This window comes from Marinobacter sp. bablab_jr008, assembly GCF_016464145.1.
Taxonomy (GTDB): Bacteria; Pseudomonadota; Gammaproteobacteria; order Pseudomonadales; family Oleiphilaceae; genus Marinobacter; species Marinobacter nauticus.
Window position 1 is genome coordinate 26,242 of record NZ_JACDWW010000046.1, and the last position, 16,115, is coordinate 42,356.

Genomic DNA, 16,115 nt, shown 5'->3' on the forward strand with positions numbered 1-16,115 from the left:
GCAATGAGTGAAAACAGCCAATCCCTGTCCTGCGTCATGATACCGGTCTCGGACCGCCAGCTTCTGCTGCCCAACGTCTCTATTGCCGAGGTGGTGGATTTCACCAGCAACGATGCCGGGGCTAATACACCGGACTGGCTGGCCGGATTCCTGGACTGGCGCGGGCTCACACTGCCGGTCATTTCCTACGACGCCGCCAACGGCAACAAGCTCACCATCCCTGGTGACAACCGTGGCCGCATCATTATCCTCAATACCATCGGCCCGAATCACCAGAGCACCCCGTTCATGGCCCTGGTCACCCAGGGCATTCCCAGCCAGGCGCGCCTGATGGAAGACCAGATCCGACAACTGGACGGCGACCCCGGCCCTGCGGATCTGATGCAGGTGGAAGTAGACGGCGAGCCAGCCTGGATCCCGAATCTGGAATACCTGGAATCCCTGGCCGTCGACGCACATCACTGAGCCTCCGGTCGGCATGGCGTGGCCGCCTGCAAATGTTATAATGTTGCAAATTTTGCAGGATCCACGCCATGCCGGAACGCGCACTTCCCTACCGTCCCCATAACCATCAGGCCTGTGTCGCCCAGGCATTATCCGATGCCCATGCCATCTGCCGCGATGATAACGCCCGCCTGACTCCGATCCGTGAACGGGTACTGGAGTTGATCTGGCAATCCCACAAGCCGCTGGGCGCCTACGATATTCTGGCCAAACTGTCCTCGGATGGACATAACGCCGCCCCCCCCACGGTCTACCGGGCCCTGGACTTTCTGCTTCAACATGGACTGGTTCACCGGATTGCCTCGCTCAACGCCTTCGTCGGCTGTTCCCATGCCGGTGAACATCATCGCGGTACTTTTCTGATCTGCCGACAGTGCGGCACGGTGCTGGAACTGGCCATGCCGGAACTCAATCAGGCCATCGAATCCGCGGCGCGCGCGGAAGCCTTCCTTCCTGACGACGTTACCCTCGAAGTGGCTGGCCTCTGCCCCCGCTGTCAGGGGGAGCAAACGAATGACTGACCCCCTGGTCCGGCTAGAACAGGTTACGGTGGCATTTGACGACCGGCCGGTGGTTGATCGGGTCAACCTGACCGTGAGCCGGGGCGATATCGTCACCATCATCGGCCCGAACGGTGCCGGCAAAACCACGCTGATCAAAACCGTTCTGGGGATTCAGCGGGCGACCAGCGGTCAATTATCGGTGGCGCCCGGTCTGGTGATCGGTTACGTACCCCAACACCTGACTCTGGAGCCCACTCTGCCACTGAGTGTCCGGCGCTTCATGCTGCTCAGCGGACGTGCACTGTCAGACTGCAAGGCAGCGCTGGAAAGGACCGGGGTCGCGCATCTACTGGATGCGTCCGTCCACCACCTGTCCGGCGGCGAAAAACAACGACTGCTGCTCGCCCGGGCACTGGCCCGGAAACCCGATCTGCTGGTGCTGGACGAACCCGCCCAGGGGGTCGATATCAATGGCCAGGCCACACTCTACGATCTGATTCGCCAGCTTCGGGATGAGCTGCACTGCGGCATCATCATGATCTCCCATGATCTGCATCTGGTGATGGCGGCCACAGACCGGGTTATCTGCCTTAATCAGCACGTATGTTGCAGCGGATATCCGGAGGATATTTCCCAGGACCCGGCTTTTGTGGAAACCTTCGGTCATCAGGTTGCCGAGTCTCTGGCGGTCTATCACCACCATCACAACCATCGCCATAACCTCCATGGCGATGTGGTCTCTACCGCGGACGCCCACGAAGGTTGCAGCCATGACCATCATTGATGCGGTGCTGGGCGACTTCTTCTGGCGGGCGCTGCTCGGCGGCCTGGGCGTGGCTTTGGTGGCCGGTCCCCTCGGCTGCTTCGTAGTCTGGCGTCGCATGGCCTATTTTGGAGATACGCTGGCCCATTCGGCCCTGCTGGGCATCGCGCTTAGTTTTCTGATCAGCGTGCCTTTGAATCTGGGTGTGGTGATTACCTGTGTGCTCATTGCGCTGGCCCTGGTGCTGCTGTCCCGGACCCGCACCCTGGCTACCGATACCCTGCTCGGCATCCTGGCGCACAGCGCGCTGGCCATTGGCCTGGTAACACTGAGCTTCATGCCGGATGTCAGGGTGGACCTGACCGGCCTGCTGTTTGGCGATCTGCTGGCCATGACCCGACAGGATCTGGTCTGGATCTACGGTGGCGCCGCCTTTGTCCTGTCTCTGCTGGCGCTGCTCTGGCGCGGCCTGCTGATGAGCACCATTCATGAGGAACTGGCACGGGTAGAAGGGATTCCGGTGGAACGCCTGCGGCTGGCGTTGATGCTGATGTTTTCGCTGGTGATTGCGGTGGCCATGAAGATTGTCGGCGTCCTGCTGATTACCGCCCTGCTGATTATTCCGGCCGCAACCGCACGCCGACTGGCCCACAATCCCGAACACATGACCGCCCTGGCAGTGGTCTTCGGGGTGGTGGCGGTGTCCGGCGGACTGACCCTGTCCTGGTACCTGGACACGCCGGCCGGACCATCGGTGGTGGTCACTGCATTTCTGGTGTTCCTGATGGTGTATGCAGGTGCCCGCCAGAGCCGGCACTGACCGTCCGCGCCACCAGTCAGCACAGGGCGGCGCCCGAATTGCCGGGCCGGTATTGCTGGTCTAAAGTTAGGCGGTATCCGAGCAGCAAAGGCCTCGCGGGAGCACACCAGCATGGACAGCGACCTTCGTAACACACCCGGCACCCGATTCCGGCTCTGGCCGGGTCTCTGGATGCCTGGGGTTATCCTGGGTATCGGCATACTGGTGTCAGTGGCACTGGCCAACACCCTGGCGCGAACTATCGCTGACCTTGGTCTTGAGGCCTACCATGCCAGGCATCAGGCTCTGGTTGCGACGATCGCAGCCCGACTACAACACACGCCGGGGCAGCAATTGCCTGCATCGCTGACCTCAGCTTTGGCGACAGATCTGCCCGAGGGCCTGCAGCTTCGAATCGATACTCTCGCCAGACACACCAAACAGGCTGTGCTGGAGCTCGGCAACGTAGACGAGCCCCGGGATTCCGAGGCCCTGCGTACCGAGCTGACACTGCCCGGCAGGCACTGGATGGTCACCACCACGCCCAGCGCAGGGTGGATAGACCGGGCCTCGAACCAGGCGCGCTGGCAGATTCTGACAGCAGGTGCCGGTATCTCGGTACTCGCAGCCTTACTGATGCTGGTCGCCTGCCGTCGACTGGCCATCCGCAATGCCAGAATCCGGCAGCAACAGGCACAACTCGATCGCGATCAACAACAGATTACCAATCTGCAGGTGGAGAAGTCTGTGCTCCGGCATGCGCTGAACGACAGCGAAGCAAGAAGCCGGGATCTGGTTCGGCTGGGGGGAGCGGTAATCGCCGAACTGGATCACCAGGGGCGCATCGGGTTTGTGTCCGCCCAGATTGCCGACGTGCTCGGTCGCGCGCCCTCCGACCTGACCGATCAGCCGTTTGAACAACTGGTATCCGAACAAGACCGCAGCCGGTTCCGGGAAAGCCTGGACAGCGCCCGCAGCGAGGAAGACCTGACCCGAAACGACCTGGCACTGATCGGGGCCGAGGACGCCCGGCCAGTGCGGGTATGTCTGCGCCTGAAACCCATCAAGGATCCCGTCCACGGCATTACCGGCTTTCGGCTCAGTGCTACGCCGAACTAGGGCCCGCATAGACGGCCAGCGCGATCTACCAGCGACTCACAAGGGCCGAATCCGGTCCAGCAGCCGCCCACTCTCAACCAGCTCAAGAAACTCATCACCCAACCTGTCACTCTCCAAGATCGCTCGACGCCAGGCTCGTTCGCGACCGGCATCATCGCCGACGTACTTCTCGAAGTCCTTTCGATCCGGCAGTTTGCGATCCGGCAGGGTTGCCAGGTAATCCGGTGACGGCGATACCAGCACGACATCCTGCAGTCGACTGGCATCGCCCCGACGCCAGGGCAAGGTTTTATCGAACCAGCCGGGAACCACACGATCCGTAAAATGCGGATAGAGGATAATGCCAGGCTGCTGGTAAGGCAGGTCGAGGTGATAATCGAGCAGTCCGCCATCCCGGTATACACCCTCTGGCGCGCCCGGAATATTGCGGACTCCGGACATCACCAGAGGAATGGAAGCGGACGCCAGCAGGGCCGGCAACAGGTTATCCCGGCTCAGGGGCACTTCATGACTGGGGAAATCCACCAGGCTTGAGACCGGCGCGCGGCCCCGGGCATCGTGCACAATGCCACGTTCCATAAAACGACCCAGGTGCCGGCGGCTGACCATGTTGGCGCTGATAGCCCGCATCAACCCGAGGCTCAGCCTGCCACGGGTATCGTGTTGCAACAGGCCAAGACTGCGCACTACTACAATGCTCAACCGGTACCAGGGATGGCTGAGCAGAAAGTCTTCCCGGCCCCCCAGCAGCTCCTCCAGAAACAGTATGCTTTTGCGGGAGATTTCCGCAGCGCTGACGCCTTTGGCAAATCGCTGACTGGTGTACAGCTCGGCCAGGCGGGCCAACTGGGCCTTGGGATCATCTGAAGAGGCAATGGCGGCAAACCGCCAGCTGCCGATGGAAGATCCGATCAGGGCCCTTTCCTGGGGAGCCTGCGGCAACCAGTCACCAAAAATGGCCTTGTCCAGGCCACTGATTCCCAGCGCCTTCGGGCCACCGGCTGCCCCCGGAATCACGTGAACATCTTCGGGCCCCAGCGGTTTTTGCTGCAGGCGCTGCAAAGCCCGGCGTCCCGCTCGGATGGTCAGTGCCGGCATCCGGCTGTGAATGGCAGTCATTCCTTTCTCCCCTGAAGTGTCCGGCGAGTGTATCCGACCGGCTGGAGACGGCCAACTGAACAGAATTCATGACGGCTATGTATATTCTGAATAACAGGTGCCTCCGGCATAGTTTTTACGAATTACGTCGATCCGTGGTTTTTGCTTTCGCCCATCACACTCCGTGCTAGACTGGAGCCATCGATTACAAACGGAAACATGCCGGTTATGAACAGCGGGAGTAGGCTGTGAATCTTTTTGCCTCGCCAAATACCCTGGCAACCAACCCGACCCTGGCTGTTCTCGGGTTCAAGCGGCAGCTGGTCTACCATCTGCACATCTGGGCCTTTATTGCGGTCGCCCCCCTGGTCATGGTGCAGTGGCAGCATGGCAACGTGCTGCTGTCATCCCTGTTGATTCTGTTCTGCGCCAACGCGGCCCTCGTGATCGCATTCCTGCGTTTTCGAAGCACCTATTTCTTCAAAGGCCGCCTGTTCCCAATTCTGGCCGTGGTGTGCGCCGCCTATTCCACTCTCATCAATGGCCACGCCGGGCTCTACTGGGCGTATCCTGCGGCCATTGCCCTGTTTTTTCTGCTTCCCCTGCGTGAAGCCATTTTCTGCAATGTCGTGTTTGTCTCGGTCATGGCGGTGGTGTCTTTCCTCAAGTTTCCAGAGGCAGACTTCTGGCGCATTACCTTTTCACTCGGTCTCAGTTGCCTGTTTGCCATGATCTTTGCCTGGCTGGTGGGGCGCCTGCAGGCCGAGCTTACCCGCCTGGCGACAACCGATCCACTGACCGGCTGCCTGAATCGCTCGCAGCTGGCCGACATCCTGAACAGCCAGATTCAGATGCGGGAACGCTATGAACGGGTGTCCAGCCTGGTACTGATTGATCTGGATTATTTCAAGACCATCAATGACCGCTGGGGCCACCTGGCCGGAGACAAGGTGCTCAAGGAAATGGCGCTGCGGGTACGCAAGCGGTTGCGGGAGAGCGATCAGCTGTTCCGTATCGGCGGCGAAGAATTCATGGTCGTGCTCCCGGAAACCCGGCAGAAAGACGCCGACACCCTGGCGCATCAGTTGCTGACCAGCATCAGCGCCCGGCCGTTTCTGGATGACATCCGGGTTACCGCGAGTGCCAGCGTGGCGGAAGTCACCCAGGGCGAGACCTGGTCAGTATGGCTCAACCGGGCAGACCAGGCTCTGTACGAAGCGAAATCCCGTGGCCGGAATCAGGTGGTGAACGCTCCCAGGCTCGCGAGCCAGGAGGACATCCCGGATCCGGCACCAATGGCAGACCCGGCCACCGGCGGCACCACACCGGCCTGAGCTGGCTACTGCGCCTTGCGAAACTCCCTGTAGGCGCTGTAGACATCCCAGGGTTGCTCAAAGTGGGGGTAATGCCCGACATTGCGCAACATCACCACATCGGCCTGAGGGATCAGCTCCCGATAGCGCCGGGCCATGGCGGCGCCGGACACCGGGTCGGCACCGCCGGAAATCAGTCGCATGGGCTGCTCCGCCTTTTGCAACGCTCCGACCCAGCGGTTGCGGTGACAACGACGCTCCTCCATGAACTGGATCAGGCGGTGCAACACGCCCCGGCCGTTGTTGTAGTTCAGCAAATGCCAGAAGTCGTCCATGTCCTGCCTGCCCGGCGGATTACGTGACCCGAACAGACGTCGAAAGTTGCGTTCGAAGAGCGATCGGCTGAGCCCCCGGCCAATGAGGCCACCCAGGGGGCTGCGCAGAATCTTCTGGATAAACAGGGGATGGTGAACTTCCGGAAACAGACCACCGTTTAGCAGGCAGACACTGCTGATGGCAAACGACAGCTCGCCCTCCTGCTCGCGGGCCAGCAGTTCCTGGACGACGGTGGTGCCGTAGTCATGGCCGAACAGGTGGACCCGCTCCAGACCCAGCCCCTCAATCCAGCCCTGAATCAAATCCGCCTGATCTTCGATGCTGTAGGAATAATGCAAAGGTTTATCGGAAAAACCGAAACCGAGCATGTCCAAAGTCAGCAGGTTATGCTCGCGCACCAGCATGGGCCAGATCCGGCTCCAGTCCCAGCTCGCGGTTGGGAAGCCATGCAGCAGAACGAGCGGCTCACCCTGCCCTCCCATGCGGCTGAAGATGGCATGCCCCTCGTAACAGAACCATTTGCCAGCCTGTTGCCAGGCTTCCAGCGTAAATGTCTCCTGGCGACCAGATGCCGCCACTTCTGAACCCGGTATCACCTGTTCCATGTGCAATCCATGACCGTACCCGAAACTCCTCATACTTTAGTGCAAAGCTGCGGCCGGGGCCATATCGCCTTCGGCGGCCTGTGCGGTGGTCCTTTTCTACGCCACAGACGTAAACCATGGAGATACCCGGCGAATTGCCTTAAGCTTTGGCCTTTTTCAGACACCCCAAACCGGAATCGATTATGTCTCTACCCCTTGATGATCTGGCCGATCACTACCGCACTATTATCCAGGGCCTGGGCGAAGACCCGGATCGAGAAGGCCTCCAGAACACGCCCATGCGTGCAGCCAAGGCCATGCAGTTCCTCACCCGCGGCTACCAGCAGGACCTCGAAGAGCTGGTCAACAACGCCGTATTTGAATCCGCCATGGACGAAATGGTGGTGATTCAGGACATCGAGCTGTACAGCATGTGCGAACACCATATGCTGCCCTTCATCGGCAAGTGCCACATCGCCTATTTGCCCCAGGGCAAGGTGCTGGGCCTGTCCAAGTTTGCCCGCATTGTCGACATGTATGCCCGCCGGTTACAGATTCAGGAAAACCTGACCCGGCAGATCGCCGAGGCCATCGAGAGCGTTACCCAGGCCAAGGGTGTTGCGGTGGTCATTGAAGCCCAGCACATGTGCATGATGATGCGCGGCGTCGAGAAGCAGAATTCGCGCATGAAAACCTCCATGATGCTCGGGCAGTTCCGCAAATCCCAGGCAACCCGGACCGAGTTCCTGAATCTGATTTCAAGCAACCGCTAACATCCGACTGACCCCAGGGAGTTGTTATGGCAAACGCCCAGAAACCACTGGCCCGTGTCCAGATCAAGAATCTTCTGCTGCGTGCCTATATCGGCATCAAGGAAGAAGAGATCAACAACCAGCAGGATGTGGTGATTAACGTTTGCCTGACCTACGATGCCTCGGAGGCTATCGAGCGCAATGAAATCTCTGCTGCGCTCAACTACCGGACCATTACCAAGCAGATTATCGCCCATGTGGACGGCCAGCGGTTCGCCTTGCTGGAGCGCCTGACCCACGAAGTATTGACCATCGTCATGGAACATGGCGCCGTGCGTTGGGCCGAGGTAGAAATCGACAAGCCCCATGCGCTACGTTATGCAGAATCGGTTTCCGTGACTCTGGAAGCCAGTCGCGACTAGGAGAATCTGCATTATGCCCAGCAACAGCCCCGAACAGATCCGGGAGATTCTGGAATCGGTTAATACCATCGCCCTGGTGGGTGCCAGCGAGAAGACCAACCGGCCTTCCCATGAAGTGATGGAATACCTGCAGCACCAGGGCTATCGGGTGATTCCGGTTAACCCGCGCCTGGCCGGTCAGCAGGTTCTGGGCGAAACCGTCTATGCAGACCTCGCCACACTTCCAGAGCCAGTGGATATGGTGGAACTTTTCCTGGCTCCTGAGCGTACCGATGCCGTGATCGATCAGGCCATTGAGCAGAAGGTTCCGGTGCTCTGGCTGCAGATTGGTGTGATCAATGAAACCGGCGCCCAGCGTGCCGAAGCCGCCGGCCTGACGGTGGTGATGGATCGCTGCCCCAAGCAGGAAATACCGCGGCACGGCCTACGCACCCCGGCCAAACGCTGACCTGTCTTACTGTCCCTGGTGCATGACTGATATCGGTAGCCGGCATGAAAACCGGCTGCCGAAGCTGAGCTGGATCAAGAGCCAGATCACAGTTTCAGATCGTAACTGTTACCAATTGCGACAGTCTGACATACTCTCTGAACAATAATTCGAAGACTGGCAGGACCATGTGGTTCCGAAGTAAACCAGGCAAGTCCAGAGCCGCCGCTAAAGGCCGCGATGTTCAGAGCACTCCCAAGGCGTCTGCAGACGTTGTACTGGAACGGGTGCGTCTGCCCGTGGACCTGCTTCAGTCCGGCATGAAAGTGGTCAAGCTTGACCGCCCCTGGACCGAAGTGCCGGTTCTGTTCCAGGGTTTCACCCTGCAGACAGAGGCCGAAGCCCGGGTACTGCGCCAGTATTGCGCCTGGGTCGTGGTCGAGGACGAGGCCGAGAGACTGGCTCCGGTTCTGGATCAGATCCCCCACCTGAAGCAACGCACCACCGAGCCCCTAGAGGAAACCCGTACCCTCGAACAGGAACTGCCCAGGGCTGCCGATGCCTGGGGCCGAACCCAGCAGTTCGTGGAAAAGGTGATTCGCGACATCGAACAGCATAACGATCTGGAACTGGCGTCTGCCCGACCGCTGATCCGCTCCTGCGTGGACAGTATCAGAGCCAACGCCAGTGCCATGTTCTGGATGGCACGAATCAAGAACCGCGATGCCTACACCGCCGAACATTGCCTGCGCGTCGCCATTTTTACCGTAGCCTTCGCCCGTTTCCTCGGTCTGCCGGAAGACGATCTGGAAGTGGCCGGCATGTGCGGGCTGCTGCACGATATCGGCAAGTTACGGGTACCGGACGAGATCCTCAACAAACCCGGGCCTTTGTCCCCCCGGGAATATGAGTTCATGCGGAAACACACCACCCTGGGCCATGAGCTCCTGAAGCAGGACCCAAGCCTGGACCCGATCATCAGCGATGTGACCCTGCATCACCATGAACGCATCGACGGCCGGGGCTATCCACAACAGTTGCCGGAGTGGCAGATCAGCCGGTTTGCCCGCCTGATTGCCATCGTCGACGCCTACGATGCCATGACCAGCGACCGGTGTTACCGCGACGGCATGTCACCGGCCGACGCCGTAAGGATTCTGTTCAAGAACCGGGGGCAGCAATTCGACGCCGATATGGTCGAAGCCTTTATCAAAATGATGGGTATCTATCCCCCGGGCAGCCTGGTCGAACTGAGCACAGGAGAAGTCGCGTTGGTAGTAAGTACGCACCCCGGACGCAAACTCAAACCGAGCGTTGAGATACTGCTGGATCCCTCGAAAAAGCCGGTCACGCCGCGAGTCGTGGATCTCGGTGAGCAGATGGGGCTTGAGCACACCACTCGGGAAATCGCCAGGGCTTTACCTGACGGCGCTTTCGGGATATCCCTTAGGGGTCGGATCGAACAGCTAATGGCAAAGAGCGTTGCAAATCATTCATAATCAGCGCGAGCCTGCCGTTAACCCAGGTATCCCGAACCCACTCACTCCGGAGCATGATGTGGAGAAACCCGAGACATCCATCAGACTGGTCGTACGCGCGCTGATGAGCCCGGTTTTCCCGGTTCTGATCTTCCTGGTGTTTCTGGGTATTGCCTCCGGGCTCCGGGTTGGCCTGATCCAGCAGAATACCCACCAGATCCAGACCAATCTCAGCAATGAAGCCAGAGCGCTCGCCAACAACCTTGAGCGCGAATTCATGGTGCACCTCGATGCCATCGGTCGTATGGCCATGCGCATGCAGGCCAATCCATCCCAGACCGAGGCGCTCTGGCGTGAGGATGCGCGCAATTATCTGAGAGACTTCGGGGTTTACCAGGCCATTGAATGGATTGACCGCAACTACATCATCCGCTGGCTGGAACCCCTGAGCGGCAACAACGATGTCATCGGTTTCAATGTCGCCTTCAATGAACAGCGGCGAGCGGCGCTATCGCGGGCTGCAGCCTCCGGACAGTACGATATTTCCGGCATCATTGACCTCCGACAGGGCGGAGAGGGTCTGGTGATCTATCATCCTGTCGGGCGGGGTGATGCCAATAACGGTTTCATGGCTGGCGTTTTCAGAATGAATACGCTGGCAGAGCAAATGTTGACCCGGCGGGTCCTTGAACAGTTCCAGGTCACCATCACCCAGAGTGACCAGACCAGTTATCTGCTGAACACCTCGTCCGACCTTGATAACTCGCTGAACCACACCGTACCGATCAACCTGCCGTCCCTGGACTGGTCACTGACACTCACGCCTTCGAGACAGTGGGTCGAAGGCCAGCGCAGCAGCTGGCCTACCATGACCTTTACCAGCCTGCTTCTGATGGGCCTGCTCACCAGCCTTACTACCCTGCTGGTGCAACTCATCCTGAAACGCAACCAGGCTCTGCTCAAAACCCGTAAAGAACTGGAACAGGAAATCGATCAGCGAGTAGCCATGCAGGTGGACCTGGAACGGCTGGAGTCGACCGACACCCTCACGGGTCTGGCCAATCGCCGCTTCTTCATGGAAGACCTCGCGCATACCATCAACATTGCCGATCGACAGCTGCGCCAGATCGCCCTGGTGATGCTGGATCTTGACCGCTTCCAGATGCTTAACGATTCCCTCGGGCATCAGTTCGGGGATGAGCTTCTGATCAAGGTGTCTGAACGCCTGAACGGGTTGAGCAATGAGCGGGTACTGGTCGCCTACTCCGGTGGTGACGAGTTTATGGTGTGTCAGCAGCAGGTCGATGACATTGACGATGTGATTCACCTGCTGGGCCAGATCAAGCAGTGTTTCGCCGCGCCGTTCGAGGTGCAGGGCGAGGCTCACAGTATTACCGCGACCATGGGTGTGGCGGTTTACCCCCAGAGTGGTCTGGACGCGGATGCGCTGTTACGCAATGCCGATATTGCCCTGTACCGGGCCAAGGAGCAGGGCCGTAATACCTACCAGTTCTATACCGAGGGCATGCAGGACCGCGAAGTGCTGCGTCTTGAGCTGGACCGTGACCTGAGCCAGGCGCTGGCCAATGATGAATTCGTGCTTTACTTCCAGCCCCAGCTCAATCTCGACACCGGCCAGATCAACAGTGTCGAGGCGCTGATTCGCTGGCAACACCCGGTTCGCGGGCTCCTGCCTCCGGTGGAGTTTATTCCGCTGGCTGAGGAAAGCGGCCGGATTACCGAGATCGGCCGCTGGGTGGTACTGGCCGCCTGCCGTCAACTGGCACGCTGGAAAGGTACGCCCTGTGAGCACCTGAGAGTCGCGGTGAATCTGTCTGGCCGCGAACTGGATGACGATTCCCTGATTGACCATATCCGTTCAACCCTGGCATCGGAGGCGGTGGATCCGTCGAGGCTGGAGGTGGAACTGACTGAGGAAATCTTTATCCAGAACATCGAGCACAACCTCAATCAGTTATCCCAGCTGCACCAGTTGGGTGTGCATCTGGCGATTGATGACTTCGGGGTTGGTTACTCGTCGCTGGGCTATCTGAGAGATTTCCCGGTCGACCTGCTGAAGATTGACCGGTCGTTCATTACCGACGTCACTGAGCGCCACGATGATGCGGTGATTACCCGGGCGGTGATCAATCTGGCCCACAACCTGGGCATTCAGGTAGTGGCTGAAGGCGTCGAGACGGAGGAGCAACTGAACTTCCTGAAAGCGCACCGATGCAATCTGGCCCAGGGCTATCTGATCAGCCGGCCGATTCCGGCGGCCGATCTTGAGCGGGCGCTTGCGGAAGGCATTCTGATTCCGGGCCTGCCCGTCGGTTCCGGTTTGTAATTACCGGGCCAGAACTCCACACTTCACTTTCAACGGTTTGTCACGAGAGCATTATGTCGGCCAGATATCTGACTTCGGAGCAGGATGCACAGCTTCGCCGCTGGGAGCGGTGGAACCGAAATTATTTTGTGTTTGCGTTTGTGGCGTTGATTGTAGTGCTGGTGTTCAGCAGTCAGTTGGGGCTGTCGTCCGGCGATGACTGGGGGTCGCTGGGGGTGTTGCTGGCGTTGCTGGTGGCGCCGATTGTGGTTCTGCAGTTGCGGCTGAGGTGCCCTGCCTGTGGCGTGAAAATTGGCTGGCAGGCGAAGCTTATGGCGCCGGATCAGTGCAAGTCCTGTGGTGTGTTTCTGCGTTCGAAAAGCTCTTCTTCCTGATGTTCTCTCCGAAAACCTTTGACCTGTGAGTTGGTCACAGGTTTTAGTCTAATCTTCAACGTAATGAGTTTGCCGTGCCGGCACGGGGGTAGCCCTTCCGAAAACCGCTGCGAGTACATCCCTGTACGCTTGTCTCCGCCATCCATGGCTCCGAACATTTTCGGAAGGGCTACCCCCGCACCAGCACTCCGCTGACTTGATTCGTGGATTCCCGGTATCTGGTTTTCGTTTTTTGCTGGACGTTGCTTATGAAAGTCAAAGAAATCGCCACCGCCGCCGGGGTTAACCCGGATACCGTCCGGTTTTACACCCGGGAGGGTTTGTTGCGCCCTACTCGCAATCCGGACAACAACTATCAGCAGTACGATGCCGAGGATCTGCGACGGTTGCGGTTTGCCCGCAAGGCACGGCAGCTAGGCTTTTCTCTGCCGGAGATACGGCAGATTCTGGAGCAGGCGGACGATCATCATTCGCCCTGCCCGATGGTTCGGGATGTGTTCCAGCAGCGGTTAGCGGAAGTCGAGAGGGAAATTTCGGAGTTGCAGAAGTTGCGGGCGCGGATGGTGTCGGCCTTGTCCACCTGGCAGGAAATGCCCGATGGAACGCCAGATGGACATACGATTTGTCGGTTAATCGAACATTGGGATGATCCTTCGTCATCATCCTGCTGTGAGGAGTCTTGAGTGATGAGTGATGCATCGGTTCTGAAAACAGCGCTGAGTATTTCCGGCGCCTCTTGTCAGGGTTGTGCGAAAAAGATTCGTCATGCTCTGGAACCGCTGACCGGGAGCACCGAGCGGGTGGAGGTGAATCTTGAAGAACAGACCGTGGCCCTTCCAGAGGACGTGGATAGCGCCGAGGCGGCACGGATTGTGACAGAGGCTGGCTACCCGGCGGAGCCTTTGGTTCATAACGAACCCTCCGGCAGTTGCTGCGCATCCAAAAAAGGCAAGTCCGCCGCTGATAAGGCGCCGGACCCGGATACACCGGCCGCCTCGACCGACGTCGAGCCATCGGATGCCGGCGACGGGCAGATCGCGCTGGCGGTCAGTGGGGCCACCTGTGCATCCTGTGTGAATACCATTGAGAAGGCGTTGATGTCGGTCCCCGGTGTCACTCACGCTCATATGAATCTGGCGGACAGCACCGCGACCGCCAGCGGTGATGCCGATCCGCAGGCGCTGGTGCAGGCGGTGGAGAGTGCGGGTTATGGTGCCCGGGTGATTGAAGACGCGGATGCCGCCGACGACCGCAAGCAGGAAGAGGACAAGAAGCAGTACAAGGTACTGCTGGTGAAGATGGCCATTAGTCTGGGGCTGGGCCTTGGGTTGATGATCTGGGGCATGGGCTTCGGGTCGATGATGGTGACCGAGGCCAATCAGCTTACCTGGATTAATCTGGGCATTCTCACTCTGGGGGTGATGATTGCCACCGGCGGGCATTTCTACACCGGTGCCTGGAAGGCGTTCAAACATCATAACGCCAATATGGACACGCTGATTGCTCTGGGTACCGGCACCGCCTGGCTATATTCGATCGTGGTGGCCAGTGCGCCGGAGGCGCTGCCGGAGATGGCTCGCCATGTGTATTTCGAGGCTTCGGCGATGATCATTGGCCTGATCAATCTGGGCCAGGCCCTGGAGTTGCGGGCCAAGGGCAAGACCTCGGAAGCGGTGCGCCGGCTGCTCGATTTACGGGCGAAAACGGCCCGGGTGATCCGCGACGGCCAGGAGCAGGATATTCCCGTTGAAGAGGTTCAGAAAGGCGACCGCATCCGGGTGCGCCCGGGCGAGAAGCTGCCGGTGGACGGGGTGATTGCCGAAGGCACCACCCGCATCGATGAAAGCATGCTGACCGGTGAGCCCATGCCGGTGGGCAAGGGCGAAGGCGATGAGGTCTCGGCCGGTACTCTGAACACCCACGGCTCGATTATTTATGAAGCTACCCGGGTGGGCAGCGAGACCGCGCTGGCCCAGATCATCAAGCTGGTGAAAAAGGCCCAGGGCTCGAAACCCGCCATTGGCCGGCTCGCAGACAAGATCTCTTCGGTGTTCGTGCCCACGGTGATGCTGATTGCCGTGGTGTCGGCGCTGGTCTGGTACAACGTCGGGCCGGAGCCGGCGGTGGTGCACATGATGGTGGCCGCCACCACGGTACTGATCATTGCCTGCCCCTGCGCGTTGGGGCTGGCCACGCCCATGTCGGTGATGGTGGGTGTCGGCAAGGCAGCAGAGTACGGTGCGCTGATTCGCCAGGGCGATGCCTTGCAGACTGCCGGAAAAATCGATCTGGTGATTCTGGATAAAACCGGCACCATTACCGAGGGCCATCCCGCGGTAACCCGGGTGCACGCGACAAACGGCGATGAGAAACGCCTGCTGGCATTAGCCGCCGGGCTGGAGCAGCATTCCGAGCATCCGCTGGCAGAAGCCATTCTGGACCGGGCCCGCGAGAACGATATTGAGCCAGAACTGGTCTCCGGCTTTGAAGCGCTCAATGGCAAAGGTGTGCAAGGCAAGCTTGATAGCGAACCGGTACGCCTGGGCAATCGGCGCTGGCTGGAAGCCGAAGGGCTGTCTGTCGAGGCTCTGGATGATGCCGCCAAAACCATTACCCGGGAAGCCGGCACGCCGCTGTTCCTGGCGGTGGGCCAGCAAGTATTGGGTGTCATCGGCGTGGCCGATGCCATTAAACCGGATTCCGAGGCTGCCATCCGGCGCCTTCACGACGCTGGCATCAAGGTGATGATGGTCACCGGCGATGTCGATGCCACCGCCAAGGCCATTGCGGCCAAGGCCGGCATCGATGACTACCGGGCCGAGGTGTTGCCGGAGGACAAAGCCGAAGTGGTCAGCGAAATGCGGGGCAAAGGCTACACGGTGGCCATGGTGGGGGATGGCATCAACGATGCCCCGGCGCTGGCAGCTGCGGACGTCGGCTTTGCCATCGGAACCGGCACCGACGTGGCCATTGAAAGTGCGTCCATCACCCTGATGCGCGGTTCCCTGCACGGGGTGCCAGACGCCATCGAGATCTCCCGGGCAACGGTGAAGAACATTCACCAGAACCTGTTCGGGGCCTTTATCTATAACTCCTTGGGTATTCCGGTGGCCGCCGGCCTGCTCTACCCTGTGTGGGGCATCCTGATGAGTCCGATCCTGGCCGGCGCCGCCATGTCGCTGTCTTCAGTGACGGTGGTTTCCAACGCCAACCGGCTGCGGCTGTTCAAGACCAGCCAACCCCAGGTATCAGCAGAGGAGCGGAACTGATGACAACCTTTCTGGTCAATGCCGGTG

Annotated in this window: 16 protein-coding genes; 14 read left to right on the forward strand and 2 right to left on the reverse strand. The window is 59.6% G+C overall.

The features are described from left to right. Positions 1-3 precede the first annotated feature (3 nt). The 5 genes from JIF53_RS04320 (at position 4) to JIF53_RS04340 (ending at position 3,688) form a co-directional block, all read left to right on the forward strand. Complete coding sequence (locus JIF53_RS04320) at positions 4-465, forward strand: chemotaxis protein CheW (protein WP_011787177.1); 462 nt, start codon at positions 4-6, stop codon at positions 463-465. A gap of 68 nt (positions 466-533) precedes the next feature. Continuing rightward, positions 534-1,025, forward strand: a complete 492-nt coding sequence (locus JIF53_RS04325; RefSeq protein ID WP_199451904.1) for a Fur family transcriptional regulator — start codon at positions 534-536, stop codon at positions 1,023-1,025. Continuing rightward, a complete protein-coding gene (znuC, locus tag JIF53_RS04330; protein ID WP_022991335.1) occupies positions 1,018-1,791 on the forward strand; it encodes a zinc ABC transporter ATP-binding protein ZnuC in 774 nt (257 codons plus the stop codon). The genes JIF53_RS04325 and znuC overlap by 8 nt, the downstream gene beginning before the upstream one ends. Beyond that, positions 1,778-2,590 carry a zinc ABC transporter permease subunit ZnuB gene (znuB, locus tag JIF53_RS04335; RefSeq protein WP_041655189.1) on the forward strand — a complete coding sequence of 271 codons (813 nt, stop codon included), beginning with the start codon at positions 1,778-1,780 and terminating at the stop codon, positions 2,588-2,590. Before znuC ends, znuB begins: the two co-directional genes overlap by 14 nt. A 111-nt stretch (positions 2,591-2,701) precedes the next feature. Then, positions 2,702-3,688, forward strand: a complete 987-nt coding sequence (locus JIF53_RS04340) for a PAS domain-containing protein (protein WP_199451905.1) — start codon at positions 2,702-2,704, stop codon at positions 3,686-3,688. A 36-nt stretch (positions 3,689-3,724) separates the two neighbouring features. Here the strand turns inward: JIF53_RS04340 and JIF53_RS04345 are convergent, their stop codons facing one another. Further along, on the reverse strand, positions 3,725-4,807 hold the full coding sequence (locus tag JIF53_RS04345) for a patatin-like phospholipase family protein (RefSeq protein ID WP_199451906.1): 1,083 nt from the start codon (positions 4,805-4,807) through the stop codon (positions 3,725-3,727). A 227-nt stretch (positions 4,808-5,034) separates the two neighbouring features. Here JIF53_RS04345 and JIF53_RS04350 point away from each other — a divergent pair, with 227 nt between their 5' ends. Next, on the forward strand, positions 5,035-6,120 hold the full coding sequence (locus tag JIF53_RS04350) for a sensor domain-containing diguanylate cyclase (protein ID WP_023010903.1): 1,086 nt from the start codon (positions 5,035-5,037) through the stop codon (positions 6,118-6,120). Between the two features lie 5 nt (positions 6,121-6,125). Here the strand turns inward: JIF53_RS04350 and JIF53_RS04355 are convergent, their stop codons facing one another. Next, positions 6,126-7,040, reverse strand: coding sequence for an alpha/beta fold hydrolase (locus JIF53_RS04355; RefSeq protein WP_199451907.1), 915 nt, complete (start codon positions 7,038-7,040; stop codon positions 6,126-6,128). Between the two features lie 182 nt (positions 7,041-7,222). On the opposite strand from JIF53_RS04355, the gene folE reads away from it, so the two are divergent. The 8 genes from folE to JIF53_RS04395 all read left to right on the forward strand — a co-directional run bounded on the left by folE (position 7,223) and on the right by JIF53_RS04395 (position 16,088). Beyond that, positions 7,223-7,792, forward strand: a complete 570-nt coding sequence (folE, locus tag JIF53_RS04360; RefSeq protein WP_011787185.1) for a GTP cyclohydrolase I FolE — start codon at positions 7,223-7,225, stop codon at positions 7,790-7,792. A gap of 26 nt (positions 7,793-7,818) precedes the next feature. Further along, the gene (gene folX, locus JIF53_RS04365) at positions 7,819-8,193 is read left to right on the forward strand and encodes a dihydroneopterin triphosphate 2'-epimerase (protein ID WP_014423006.1); all 375 of its coding nucleotides are present in this window, start codon (positions 7,819-7,821) and stop codon (positions 8,191-8,193) included. A gap of 13 nt (positions 8,194-8,206) precedes the next feature. Next, positions 8,207-8,641 (forward strand): CoA-binding protein, encoded by a 435-nt coding sequence (locus JIF53_RS04370; RefSeq protein WP_014423007.1) that lies wholly within the window; start codon positions 8,207-8,209, stop codon positions 8,639-8,641. A 167-nt stretch (positions 8,642-8,808) separates the two neighbouring features. Continuing rightward, positions 8,809-10,119 (forward strand): HD-GYP domain-containing protein, encoded by a 1,311-nt coding sequence (locus tag JIF53_RS04375; RefSeq protein WP_199451908.1) that lies wholly within the window; start codon positions 8,809-8,811, stop codon positions 10,117-10,119. Positions 10,120-10,177: 58 nt separating this feature from the next. Continuing rightward, a complete protein-coding gene (locus JIF53_RS04380) occupies positions 10,178-12,445 on the forward strand; it encodes a putative bifunctional diguanylate cyclase/phosphodiesterase (RefSeq protein ID WP_153739629.1) in 2,268 nt (755 codons plus the stop codon). Positions 12,446-12,498: 53 nt separating this feature from the next. Further along, positions 12,499-12,819 carry a hypothetical protein gene (locus JIF53_RS04385; protein WP_199451909.1) on the forward strand — a complete coding sequence of 107 codons (321 nt, stop codon included), beginning with the start codon at positions 12,499-12,501 and terminating at the stop codon, positions 12,817-12,819. Between the two features lie 248 nt (positions 12,820-13,067). Continuing rightward, entirely contained in the window at positions 13,068-13,502 is a 435-nt protein-coding gene (locus JIF53_RS04390; protein ID WP_011787191.1) for a MerR family transcriptional regulator, read from the forward strand. A gap of 3 nt (positions 13,503-13,505) precedes the next feature. Then, the gene (locus JIF53_RS04395; RefSeq protein WP_199451910.1) at positions 13,506-16,088 is read left to right on the forward strand and encodes a heavy metal translocating P-type ATPase; all 2,583 of its coding nucleotides are present in this window, start codon (positions 13,506-13,508) and stop codon (positions 16,086-16,088) included. Positions 16,089-16,115 lie beyond the last annotated feature (27 nt).

Bases quoted from the DNA above. Each gene is read 5' to 3' on its own strand.
- JIF53_RS04320 (WP_011787177.1), top strand. From the start codon at position 4: ATGAGTGAAAACAGCCAATCCCTGTCCTGCGTCATGATACCGGTCTCG.
- JIF53_RS04325 (WP_199451904.1), top strand. From the start codon at position 534: ATGCCGGAACGCGCACTTCCCTACCGTCCCCATAACCATCAGGCCTGT.
- znuC (WP_022991335.1), top strand. From the start codon at position 1,018: ATGACTGACCCCCTGGTCCGGCTAGAACAGGTTACGGTGGCATTTGAC.
- znuB (WP_041655189.1), top strand. From the start codon at position 1,778: ATGACCATCATTGATGCGGTGCTGGGCGACTTCTTCTGGCGGGCGCTG.
- JIF53_RS04340 (WP_199451905.1), top strand. From the start codon at position 2,702: ATGGACAGCGACCTTCGTAACACACCCGGCACCCGATTCCGGCTCTGG.
- JIF53_RS04345 (WP_199451906.1), bottom strand. From the start codon at position 4,807: ATGACTGCCATTCACAGCCGGATGCCGGCACTGACCATCCGAGCGGGA.
- JIF53_RS04355 (WP_199451907.1), bottom strand. From the start codon at position 7,040: ATGGAACAGGTGATACCGGGTTCAGAAGTGGCGGCATCTGGTCGCCAG.
- folE (WP_011787185.1), top strand. From the start codon at position 7,223: ATGTCTCTACCCCTTGATGATCTGGCCGATCACTACCGCACTATTATC.
- folX (WP_014423006.1), top strand. From the start codon at position 7,819: ATGGCAAACGCCCAGAAACCACTGGCCCGTGTCCAGATCAAGAATCTT.
- JIF53_RS04370 (WP_014423007.1), top strand. From the start codon at position 8,207: ATGCCCAGCAACAGCCCCGAACAGATCCGGGAGATTCTGGAATCGGTT.
- JIF53_RS04375 (WP_199451908.1), top strand. From the start codon at position 8,809: ATGTGGTTCCGAAGTAAACCAGGCAAGTCCAGAGCCGCCGCTAAAGGC.
- JIF53_RS04385 (WP_199451909.1), top strand. From the start codon at position 12,499: ATGTCGGCCAGATATCTGACTTCGGAGCAGGATGCACAGCTTCGCCGC.
- JIF53_RS04390 (WP_011787191.1), top strand. From the start codon at position 13,068: ATGAAAGTCAAAGAAATCGCCACCGCCGCCGGGGTTAACCCGGATACC.
- JIF53_RS04395 (WP_199451910.1), top strand. From the start codon at position 13,506: ATGAGTGATGCATCGGTTCTGAAAACAGCGCTGAGTATTTCCGGCGCC.